Origin of the sequence: Streptomyces sp. (assembly GCF_031181705.1) — a bacterium.
GTDB lineage: Bacteria > Actinomycetota > Actinomycetes > Streptomycetales > Streptomycetaceae > Streptomyces.
Genome location: NZ_JAPSKN010000138.1, coordinates 4,057 through 14,902, shown reverse-complemented (window position 1 = coordinate 14,902; position 10,846 = coordinate 4,057). Strand labels below are relative to the sequence as shown.

Sequence of the window (10,846 nt, the reverse complement as noted above, 5' to 3'; positions counted from 1 at the left end):
CGACCTCGACCTCGACGAACTCGAAGAACGCCAGCGTCTCGGCCATCCGGCGGCCGGCCGGCGTGTCGGGCCCGAGGCTGGCGACGCCCTCGCGCAGGGCGCCCTCCCAGCGCTTGATGACGGCTTCCCGGTTGGTCAGGGCCTCGTACCACTGGTCGCCGTGCACCCGGTAGCGCTCCCGGCGCGAGCCGGGCTCCCGCTCGCGCGACACCATGTGCGTCTGGGCCAGGTAGCGCACCGCCCCGGACACCGCCGCGGGGCTGATCTGGAGCTGTTCACTCAGCTCGGCGGAGGTCAGCAGGCCTTTGTCGGAGGAGAGCAGTGCGGCGAAGACCCGGGCGGGCATCCGTGCCATCCCGGCCTCGACGAGCTGCGCCGCGAAGGACTCGACGAACCTCGACACGGCCTCCGCGTCCCGGCCGCCTCCGGCTGATTCCGTCATGCGGCTCATCCTATCCGGGATTCATACGCTTCCTTAACTTCACAAATTTCTGAAGAAACCGTAGCTTCTGAAGCATGACGAAGGCCATCACCGTCTCCGGACTGCACAAGTCCTTCGGACGGACGCACGCGCTCGACGGGCTCGACCTGGAGGTCGCCTCCGGCGAGGTCCACGGCTTCCTCGGCCCCAACGGCGCCGGGAAGTCCACCGCCATCCGCGTCCTGCTCGGCCTGCTGCGCGCCGACTTGGGCGCCGCGCAGGTGCTGGGCCGCGACCCGTGGGCGGACGCGGTGCAGGTGCACCGCCGCATCGCCTACGTGCCCGGCGACGTGACGCTGTGGCGCAACCTCTCCGGCGGCGAGGTCATCGACCTCTACGGCCGGCTGCGCGGGGGCCTGGATCCCCGGCGCCGGGCGGAGCTGACCGAGCGGTTCGAGCTCGACCCCACCAAGAAGGGCCGCACCTACTCCAAGGGCAACCGGCAGAAGGTCGCCCTGGTCGCCGCGTTCGCCTCGGACGTGGACCTGCTGATCCTGGACGAGCCGACCTCGGGCCTCGACCCGCTGATGGAGGAGGTGTTCCGGCGGTGCGTCACCGAGGAGCGCGAGCGGGGCCGCACCGTCCTGCTCTCCTCCCACATCCTCAGCGAGGTGGAGGAGCTGTGCGACCGGGTGAGCATCATCCGCAAGGGCCGCACGGTCGAGACCGGGTCCCTGGCCGACCTGCGCCATCTGACCCGCACCAGCGTCGTCGCCGAGCTCGCCGGCCCGCCGAACGGGCTGGCCGGCCTGCCCGGCGTGCACGACCTCGACGTGCGGGGGCGCCACGTCCGGCTCCAGGTGGACACCGACCGGCTGGACGGCGTCCTGCGGTCGCTGACCGCGTCGGGCGTGCGGTCGCTGACGTCGACGCCGCCCACCCTGGAGGAGCTGTTCCTGCGCCACTACCAGGACGAGGCGGCCGCCCGATGACATCCCTGGCGGTACGGTCCGGCGGCACCGGCAACACCGGCGGGCTGGCCGGGACGGGCACGCTGCTGCGGTTCGCGCTGCGCCGCGACCGGCTGCTGATCCCCGTGTGGATCGCGGTGAACGCGCTCATGGTCCTCTCCATGCCGGGCACCCTGGAGGGCCTCTACGGCACCCCTGCCGAGCGCGCCGACCTGGTCCGCCGGATGGAGACCAACTCCTCGTTGCGCGCGATGGTCGGCCCGGTCTTCGGCGACTCCCTGGGCGCCCTGACGGCCTGGCGGGCCGGCGTCTACGCCGGCGCCCTCGCCGCCGTCCTGAGCCTGCTCGTCGTCGTACGGCACACCCGGGACGAGGAGGAGAGCGGCCGGCAGGAGCTGGTGGCGTCCGGGATGGTGGGCCGCCGGGCCGCCCTGACCGCCGCGCTGCTGGCGGCGGCGGTCGCGAACGGGACCCTGGCGCTGCTGCTGACGGCCGGTCTGGCCGGACAGGGGGTGACCGGCGCGCTGGCTCTGGGCACCGGCATCGCGGGCGTCGGCATGGTCTTCGCCACGACGGCGGCGATCGTCGCGCAGCTGACCGAGAGCGCGCGGCTGGCCCGTGGCCTGACGGCGGCGGTGCTGGGCGGGGCGTTCGTGCTGCGCGCGGCGGGCGACTCGGCGACCGACGACGGCTCCTCGGTGCTCACCTGGCTGTCGCCGCTGGGCTGGCTGGAGAACCTGCGCCCCTACGCCGGCGAACGCTGGTGGGTGCTGGCCCTGCCGGCCGCGGCCGTGCTGCTCCAGGGGACGGCGGCGTACGTCCTGGCCGGCCGCCGCGACCTCGGCATGAGCTTCCTGCCGACCCGGCCCGGCCCGGCCACGGGGCGGCTGGGCAGCGCGGACGCGCTGGCCTGGCGGCTGCAGCGGGGCGCCGTGTTCGGGTGGGGCATGGGCTTCCTCCTCGCCGGCGTCGTCTACGGCGGCTTGACCGAGGGCGCGGCCGACCTGGTCGGCGACAACGCCGGCGCCCGCCGCGTCGTCGAGCGGATGGGCGGCCACTCCGGGCTGACGGACGCGTTCCTCGCCTCGATGGTGGGCATGCTCGGGCTGGTCGCGTCCCTCTACATCGTCGCCGCCGTCCTCCGTCTGCACGGCGAGGAGACCTCGGCCCGGGCGGAGCCGGTGCTGGCGAACGCCGTCAGCCGCCTGCGCTGGGCCGCCGGGCACCTGGTCATCGCCTTCGGCGGAGCCGCCCTGATCATGCTCCTGGCCGGCCTGGGCTTCGCCGTCGGCTACGGAGAGCGGGTCGGGCCGATCCTGGTGGCGTGCCTGGCACAACTCCCGGCGGTGTGGGTGATCGGCGGGGTGGCGGTCGCGCTGCACGGCGTGCTGCCCCGGGCGGCGATGGCGGCCTGGGGCATCGCCGGGGCGGTGCTGCTGATCGGCTGGGTGGGCCCCGCGCTGGACGTGCCGCAGGCGGTGCTGGACGTCTCGCCGTTCGGTCACCTGCCGAAGTTGCCGGGCGGGGAGCTGCAGTGGGGGCCCCTGGCGGTGCTGACCGCGCTGGCGGCGGCCCTGGTGGCCGCGGGGCTGACCGGGCTGCGCAGAAGGGATCTGTCGACGTGAGGGGCGGGCCGGCCGACCGGCCCGCCCAGCACGTCGGCCCGCTCAGGCTCAGCGCGTTCGGCCCGCTCAGCCCACCTCCACGCCGAGTCCTTCCAAGCCCCTGATCACGAAGTTCGGTTTTCTCTCCGGCTCGGCGGCGAGCCGCAGGGTCGGGGCCTTCTCCAGCAGCGCCTCCATCGACGCGGCCAGCTCGATCCGGGCCAGGGGCGCGCCGATGCAGTAGTGGATGCCGGCGCTGAAGGAGATGTGCGGGTTGTCGGCGCGGGTCAGGTCGAGGCGGCCCGGGTCGGCGAAGACCTCCGGGTCGTGGTTGGCCGAGCCGAAGAGCATGGCGATCTCCGCGCCGCGCGGGATCGTCGTGCCGGCGATCTCGATCTCGTCCAGCACCCAGCGTTCGAACAGCTGCAGCGGCGTGTCGTAGCGCATCAGCTCCTCGATCGCGGAGGGGACGAGCGAGTGGTCGGCGCGCAGCAGCTCCAGCTGCGCCGGGTTGCGGAAGAGGGCGTACCAGCCGTTGACCGTGGCGTTCACCGTCGCCTCGTGGCCGGCGTTGAGGAGGAGGACGCAGGTGGAGATCATCTCCTGCTCGGTGAGCCGGTCGCCCTCGTCGTGGGCCGCGATCAGTCCCGAGACGAGGTCCTCGCCCGGCTCCTTGCGACGGGCCGCGATCAGCCCGCGCAGGTAGTCGGAGAACTCGGCCGACGCCCGGACCGCCCGCGCCGCCGTCTCCTGGGACGGAGCCAGCTCGTACATCCCGCAGATGTCCGCCGACCAGGGGCGCAGCGGAGCCCGGTCGGCCTCGGGGATGCCGAGCATCTCGGCGATCACCGCGACCGGGAGGGGCTCGGCGACGTCCTTCAGCAGGTCCCCGCCGCCCTTCTCGACCAGGGCCGCGGCGAGCTCGTCGGCCAGTCCCCGCACGTACGGCTTCAGCCGCTCCACCGTGCGCGGGGTGAACGCCTTCGACACCAGGCGGCGGATCCGTGTGTGGTCCGGCGGCTCCAGGTCGAGCATCCCGTGGTCGTTGAGCGTGTGGAACGGCTCGTGCTCCGGCGGGGGCGGGGTGCGGCCGAACTCCTCGTGCGTGAAGCGGTGCTGGTACGTCCGGCCCAGGCGCCGGTCGCGCAGCAGCGCCGAGACGTCCGCGTGGTGCGGGACCAGCCACTGGTTCGTGGGCTCGAACCGGTGCACACGGCCCCGGGCACGCAGCTCGGCGTAGACGGGGTACGGGTCGGCGAGGAACGCCGGGTCCCACGGGTCGAACCCGAGGTCGGAAACAGCTGCCATGGACGGACGCTAGCCCGGCGCACCCCCCGGTGACCAGGGGCGGCGCCGTCCCGTCAGCCCGGCGTCACCAGACGGGCCTCGTAGGCGAACACCGCCGCCTGTGTGCGGTCCCTGAGGCCCAGCTTCACCAGGATCCGGCTGACGTGCGTCTTGATCGTCGACTCGGCCACCACCAGCCGCTCCGCGATCTCCGAGTTCGACAGGCCCTGCGCGATCAGGACGAGCACCTCCGTCTCCCGCTCGGTGAGATCGCCGTAGGCCGCCTGCGCGGAGGGCAGCAGGCGCGGCCTCTCGGAGAGCTTGGAGAACTCGGTGATCAGGCGCCTGGTCACCGAGGGCGCCAGCAACGCCTCCCCGGACGCCACCACCCGCACCCCGTCCGCGAGCTGCCGGGCCGAGGCGTCCTTGAGGAGGAAGCCGGAGGCGCCCGCGCGCAGCGCCTGGTACACGTACTCGTCCAGGTCGAACGTCGTGAGCACCAGCACCTTCGCCGCGCCGTCGGCGGCGACGATCTCGCGGGTGGCCTCGATGCCGTTCAGCTCGGGCATGCGGATGTCCATGAGCACGACGTCCGGGGCGAGCTCGCGGACCTTGGCGACAGCCTCCCGGCCGTTCACCGCCTCGCCGACGACCTCGATGTCCGGCATCGCGTTCAGCAGGACCGAGAAGCCCTCGCGCACCATCATCTGGTCGTCCGCGATCAGTACGCGGATGGTCATGCGTCACCCTCGTCCGGCAGGGCGACCGGCAGGAACACCGTCACCTCGTAGCCTCCGTCGTCCGTGCCGCCCGCCGTCATCCCGCCGTTCAGCATCGCCACGCGCTCCCGCATGCCGGTGATGCCGTGGCCGGCGCCGGGGGAGGGTTTGATCAGGCCCGGGTTCGGCGGCGGGCCGTTGACTATGCGCAGGCCCAGGCCGCCGAGCACGTACCCGATCTCCACCCGGGCGGTCGCGCCCGGGGCGTGCCGCAGGGTGTTGCTCAGCGCCTCCTGCACGATCCGGTACGCCGACAGCTCCACGCCCTGGGGCAGCTCCCGCACCGCCCCGGTCACGACCTTCTCCACGCTCAGCCCGGCATCGCGCACATTGGCCAGCAGGCCCTCCAGGTCGGCGAGGGTGGGCTGCGGTGCGTCCGGGGCCTCGTAGTCCTCGGCGCGGACGACGCCCAGGACGCGGCGCAGCTCGGTCAGCGCCGCCACCGCGTTCTCCCGGATCGTGGCGAACGCCTTCTCCAGCTCCGGCGGCGGGTTCTCCACCCGGTAGGGCGCGGCCTCCGCCTGGATGGCGACCACCGACATGTGGTGCGCGACCACGTCGTGCAGCTCGCGGGCGATCGTCGTGCGCTCCTCCAGCAGCGTGCGCCGGGACCGCTCGTGCGCGGTGACCGTCTGCTGGGCGGTGACCTCCTGCACGGCGTCGCGCCGGACGTGCCAGACGGTGACCGCGAGCAGGACGAACGCGGAGACGGTCAGCATGGGGCCGGTGTTGGTGCCGTAGCGGCCCGCCGAGCCGAAGAGCGTCTCGGCGAGGATGCCGTAGAGCGCGGTCAGCACCCACATCCACGCGGCCGTGCGCGGTCTGGTGCGGATGGCCACGATGGTCAGCACCGTCAGGTGGCAGGCGAAGCTGCCGGGCAGCCACGGCCAGTCGCCCCACGGATCGCCGAAGGGAAGGGCGAGCGGGGTGGCCGCCAGGGACAGCCAGAACGCCCCGATCGGCCGGACCATGGTCAGCAGGACGGGGACCGCGGCGAGCAGCCCGAGCGCCAGGGCCACTCCCCGGTCGACCGTGGCGATGGCCAGGGTGAGCAGGGCCGTCGCGCAGACCACCGCGTGCGGTGTCCAGGCCGCGTACTCCCGCAGGCGCCCGGGCAGCCGCCTGGTCACGGGGCCGTCGACGCGCATGCGCGGCAGCAGGCGGTAGGCGAACGCGTCGTGTATCAGGTCCTGCCGCAGTCCGCGCAGGGCGTCCGCGGCCAGCCGGAACTCCGGGCTGCGCGGCTTGGCCCCGCCCCCCGGCGGCGTGGTCTGCAGGTGAGTCGTCTCGGTCACGTGCAGAACGGTAGGCGCCGCACCGGGTCGCGGTCGTCCCCAGTGAGAGGGGTTCCACGGCGTCCCTCTCAGGTACTACGGGGGGTACCAGGGGGTCGGCGGCACGTCAGTACCCCGACGGCCGCACCAGTCCCGACTCGTACGCGAACACCGCCGCCTGCGTCCGGTCCCGCAGGCCCAGCTTCACCAGGATCCGGCCCACGTGCGTCTTCACCGTCTGCTCCGCCACGAACAGGTGCCGGGCGATCTCCGCGTTGGACAGGCCCTGCGCGATCAGGGCGAGCACCTCCGTCTCCCGCTCGGTGAGGTCGCCGACGCGCTCCTTCAGCGGGGCGCGGGGCCTGCCGTCCAGCCGGGAGAACTCGGCGATGAGCTTGCGCGTGATGCCCGGGGCGAGCAGCGCGTCCCCGGCCGCCACCACCCGGACCGCCTCGGCCAGCTGCTCCGAGGAGGCGTCCTTCAGCAGGAACCCCGAGGCCCCGGCGCGCAGCGCGTCGTACACGTACTCGTCGAGGTCGAAGGTGGTCAGCACCAGCACCCGGATGTGCGGGTGCGCGGCGGTGATGCGCTCGGTGGCCTCGATGCCGCCGACGCCGGGCATGCGGATGTCCATGAGGACGACGTCCGGGGCGGTCTCGGCGGCCTTGGCGACGGCCTCCTCGCCGTCCCGGGCCTCGCCGACGACCTCTATGTCGGGCTGAGTGCCGAGCAGCACGGTGAAGCCCTGCCGGACCATGCCCTGGTCGTCGACGATGAGGACCCGGATGGGGTCGCCGGTGCCGCTCGTCATGGGTTCCTTCCCTCGCGGTCGGTGATGCGGCCGGTGGTGCGGCCAGTGCTGCGGTCGGTGGTGCGGTCCGTGGTGCGGTCGGTGCCCGGGGCGTCGGCGGGCGGGGTGTCCGGGAGGAAGGCGGTGACCTTGAAGCCGTCCCAGTGCCACGGGTGGGCCGTCATGGTGCCGCCGAGCATCGCCACGCGCTCCCGCATCCCGAGCAGCCCGTGCCCCGCCCCGGTCGACGGCGGCGGGGGCGCGGTCGGGCGGCCGTTGACGATCTCCACTTCCAGGCCGTCCGGCTCGTAGGTGAGCCGGACGGTGATCCGCGCGCCGGGCGCGTGCCGCAGGGCGTTGCTCAGCGCCTCCTGCACGATCCGGTACGCCGACAGCTCCACCCCGGGCGGCAGGGGACGCCGCTCACCGTTGAGCTCGGTGAGGACCTCGCGGCCGGCGGCCCGGGTGTTCTCCACCAGCGCGTCGAGCCGGTCGAGCGTGGGCTGCGGGGTGTGCGCGCCGGTCGGGTCGCCCGGGTCGGCGGACTCGCCCGGCCCGGGGTGCTCCGAGCGCAGCACGCCCAGGACGCGGCGCAGCTCGGTCAGCGCCTCCAGCGCGTTGTGCCGGATGCCGGCGAGGTTCTCCCTGAGCTCGTCGGGCGGGTTCGCCACGAGGTGCGGGGCGACCTGCGCCTGGATGGAGATGACCGACATGTGGTGGGCCACCACGTCGTGCAGCTCCCGGGCGATGCGGCTGCGCTCCTCCAGCAGGGTGCGGCGGGTGCGCTCCTCTGCGGTGAGCGTGGTCTGCTCGACAAGCTGGGCCCGGGCCTCGCGGCGGCCGCGCAGCGCGGTGCCGACTATCACGACCACGGTGAACAGGGAGAGGGCGAGCACGCCGGTGGTGTCGTGGCGCCCGGCGACCGGCAGGCCCTCCAGGACGTAGGTGAACAGCGCGGTCACGGTCAGGGCCGCCGTCGCCGCGCGGGTGGGCACCCGCAGGGCGAGCAGCAGCAGCACGAACATCTCGGCGATGATGCCGGCCGCGGTCCAGGGCCAGGTGTAGGTGTCCGGGTCGAAGCCGAGCCGGCCGCGCGCCGCCACGGCGCCCACGAGGAAGGCGCTCAGGGACAGCCACCACGCGGGCACCGGCCGCCACAGCCCCAGGACCATCGCGCCGCCCTGCCCGCCGGCGATCAGCAGGGCCAGGCCCGTGCTCAGATGGCCGTTGTCGGTCATGTCGCCGGTGCCGCCGACCGTCACGCCGAAGGCCGTCAGGCACACCACGCCGTGCGGCAGCCAGCGCAGCCAGGTCGAGGGAGGCAGCGGATCCACCCGGAGGGTCCACAGGTCCTCGCGCAGCACGCGCAGCCATCTCGTGACGCGCGCTCGCAGCGCGCGGCCCACCCCCGTGTCCCTCACCCGGTCCAGCCTAGACATGACGCGCCTTCGCCGCCGTCCCCCGGTCGGACGGGTGGTGCTCGCGCACCACCCGCGACCGGCGGCCTCGGCCCCGCTCGAAGGAACGGAAGGCGCCCCAGCAGACGGTGAGGGCCACGGTGAACACGGGCAGCCACAGCAGCCGGGCGCCGACCCAGCCGAGACCGTCGGGCGGGGTGTGCAGCCCGGGGAGCCGGCCCGCGAGGAGGCCGGTGGCGGTCGTGGCCATCAGGGCCGTCTGGTGCCAGAGGAAGACGGTCATCGCCGAGAGGTTGACGAGCGCCACCACCGCCCAGGTCGCGGGCCGGCGCATCGCCCGCCGCAGCGGCTCACGCAGCAGCAGGGCGAGCCCGCACTGGGCCAGGCCGAAGGTGACGGCGGCCAGCGTCGGCGGGTCCAGGTTGGACACGCCCTCGCCCGGGACGCCCACCATCGACGCCGGGTAGCCCGCCCACGCGACGAGGCCCGCGGTCGCCGCCGCCCCCGCCCCGAGCAGGATCCAGCCCGCGCGCGGGCGCTCCAGTTCGCCCCGGGTCCAGGCGGCGCCCAGGGTGTACGGCACGAGCCAGCCGGCGACCACGTTCACCCAGCCCGGCCAGGCGGGGCCGCCCAGGCCGAAGCGCAGCAGGTCCACGTGGAGGACGACGGCCAGCGGCCACAACGGGTTGAGCCGGGCCAGCAGCGGGGTCGCCGCTGTCAGAACGGCGAACACCACGAGGAACCACAGCGGCGACAGGGCCAGTTTCACCAGCGTGCGGACCGTCCCGGACTCCGCGCCCGACAGCAGCAGCGCCGACGCGGCGACCGTCCACAGGCCGAGAACGGCCAGGACCGGTCGGCCCAGCCGGGTCAGACGGCCCGTCAGCCAGCTGTGGTACGGGACGCCCCGGGCGCGGGCCGAGGCGTGGCTCCGGGTGGCGACATGGCCTCCGACGAGGAAGAACACGGCGAGTGTCTGGAACAGCCAGGAGATGGGCGCGAGCCAGGGCATGTGCTGCAGGGGGCTGGCCGTGCGCAGGGTGCCGCTGTCGGCGACCAGGGCCGTGACCAGCCAGTGCCCGAGGACCACCCCGAGGACGGCGGCGGCCCGCAGGGCGTCCACCGCCCGGTCACGGCCGGGCGGGGTGGCCGCGCCGGCCTGTTGCGCGCCGCGCCGCAGTCCGTCGCGGATGCCTCGTGCGCCGAGGTCAGTCATGGGTCACCGCCTTGGTCTCGCCCAGGACGATCCGGGCCAGGTTGGTCAGGGAGGTCGAGCCGGGTCTGAAGTAGTCGCTGTGGCCGCCGTCGCCGGCCGCGAAGACGCGGGCGCCGAAGGCCGGGGAGACGGGGTCGGTGCCGAAGCCGACGGTGGTGCCGAACAGGTCCGCGCTGAGGTGCGGGACGTTCTCCACCCAGTCGCCGCCGCCGCGGGCCGCCCAGACGCGGGCCCGGGTGTGCAGGGCGGCGGCGGAGCCGGCGCCGGTGCCGGGGCTGCCGACGAGCGCGATGTCGTCGACGGCGAGTCCGGCGGCGGCCCGTGCGCAGACGACCGAGCCGTAGGAGTGGCACAGCAGCGACAGGCGCGTTCCGCGGCCGGTGACGGCCCGCAGTCCGGCCACGAGTTCCCGCAGGCGGGGGGCGGCCTGGTCCGCTCTGCCGGTCGTGGTGACCGTCGTGCTGACCGTGCCCGGCGTCTCGTAGCCCAGCCAGGCCACGACCGCGCTGCGCGTGCCCGCAGGGGCGTGCCGCGCGAGCCGCCGGTGCAGGGCGGTGGCCGCCGCGTGGAACCGGCCGTAGGTGTCGATGCTCGTGTCGGAACCGGGGACCAGGACGGCGACGCGGTCGGCCCGGGCGAGGTCGCCCAGGACCTCCGTCACGCGGCCGGAGCCGCGACCGTCGAAGGCGAGCAACTGCCGGCCGCCGGAGGCCAGCCGGCGGTCCGCGGCGGCCCGGTCCCGGTCGTGGTGGGCGGCGGCCATGCGGGCCGCCTCGGCGGCGTTGCCCCGGTTGGCCGCGTACGCCTCGTCGAGTGTCGACGCGTCGAGCGGGGCCAGGGCGGCGGGGGCGGGGGCGGGGACCTCCGGTCGCACGGCCGCGGACAGGGGGAGCACCACGGCGCCCATGACGAGACCGGCGAGCGCGGCCCGCCACCACCGCCTGACCGGCGACCGGCGCACCCCGTCCCCACGCCCGGCACCCGACGGGCAGCCCACGCCGGGCTCACACCCGACAGCTGAGCACCCCACCCCGGCGTCACCCACGGCATCGGACAGACCCACCCCGACGTCACCCCTGACACCGG

The 10,846-nt window shown here is 74.5% G+C and carries 10 protein-coding genes; 2 read left to right on the top strand and 8 right to left on the bottom strand.

What is annotated here, in order from left to right; genetic code table 11:
- Positions 1–442 (bottom strand): MarR family transcriptional regulator (locus RIN80_RS22205; protein WP_309097394.1); only part of this gene is annotated, 442 nt, incomplete at its 3' end.
- A 74-nt stretch (positions 443–516) separates the two neighbouring features.
- Between RIN80_RS22205 and RIN80_RS22200 the strand changes: the two genes are divergently transcribed.
- Together RIN80_RS22200 and RIN80_RS22195 are read left to right on the top strand one after the other, a co-directional pair.
- Entirely contained in the window at positions 517–1,413 is an 897-nt protein-coding gene (locus RIN80_RS22200) for an ABC transporter ATP-binding protein (RefSeq protein WP_309097393.1), read from the top strand.
- Positions 1,410–3,017, top strand: coding sequence for an ABC transporter permease (locus RIN80_RS22195; RefSeq protein WP_309097392.1), 1,608 nt, complete (start codon positions 1,410–1,412; stop codon positions 3,015–3,017). The genes RIN80_RS22200 and RIN80_RS22195 overlap by 4 nt, the downstream gene beginning before the upstream one ends.
- 66 nt (positions 3,018–3,083) lie before the next feature.
- On the opposite strand, the gene RIN80_RS22190 is transcribed toward RIN80_RS22195, so the two are convergent.
- From RIN80_RS22190 to RIN80_RS22160, 7 genes are all read right to left on the bottom strand, one after another.
- Complete coding sequence (locus RIN80_RS22190) at positions 3,084–4,304, bottom strand: cytochrome P450 (RefSeq protein WP_309097391.1); 1,221 nt, start codon at positions 4,302–4,304, stop codon at positions 3,084–3,086.
- 53 nt (positions 4,305–4,357) lie between these two features.
- Positions 4,358–5,023, bottom strand: a complete 666-nt coding sequence (locus RIN80_RS22185) for a response regulator transcription factor (protein ID WP_309097390.1) — start codon at positions 5,021–5,023, stop codon at positions 4,358–4,360.
- Positions 5,020–6,357 carry a histidine kinase gene (locus tag RIN80_RS22180; protein ID WP_309097389.1) on the bottom strand — a complete coding sequence of 446 codons (1,338 nt, stop codon included), beginning with the start codon at positions 6,355–6,357 and terminating at the stop codon, positions 5,020–5,022. Before RIN80_RS22180 ends, RIN80_RS22185 begins: the two co-directional genes overlap by 4 nt.
- Before the next feature lie 106 nt (positions 6,358–6,463).
- Complete coding sequence (locus tag RIN80_RS22175) at positions 6,464–7,147, bottom strand: response regulator transcription factor (RefSeq protein ID WP_309097388.1); 684 nt, start codon at positions 7,145–7,147, stop codon at positions 6,464–6,466.
- On the bottom strand, positions 7,144–8,565 hold the full coding sequence (locus RIN80_RS22170; protein WP_309097387.1) for a sensor histidine kinase: 1,422 nt from the start codon (positions 8,563–8,565) through the stop codon (positions 7,144–7,146). Before RIN80_RS22170 ends, RIN80_RS22175 begins: the two co-directional genes overlap by 4 nt.
- A complete protein-coding gene (locus RIN80_RS22165) occupies positions 8,558–9,760 on the bottom strand; it encodes an acyltransferase (protein WP_309097386.1) in 1,203 nt (400 codons plus the stop codon). Before RIN80_RS22165 ends, RIN80_RS22170 begins: the two co-directional genes overlap by 8 nt.
- On the bottom strand, positions 9,753–10,721 hold the full coding sequence (locus tag RIN80_RS22160; protein WP_375141771.1) for an alpha/beta hydrolase: 969 nt from the start codon (positions 10,719–10,721) through the stop codon (positions 9,753–9,755). The genes RIN80_RS22165 and RIN80_RS22160 overlap by 8 nt, the downstream gene beginning before the upstream one ends.
- Between the last annotated feature and the right edge of the window lie 125 nt (positions 10,722–10,846).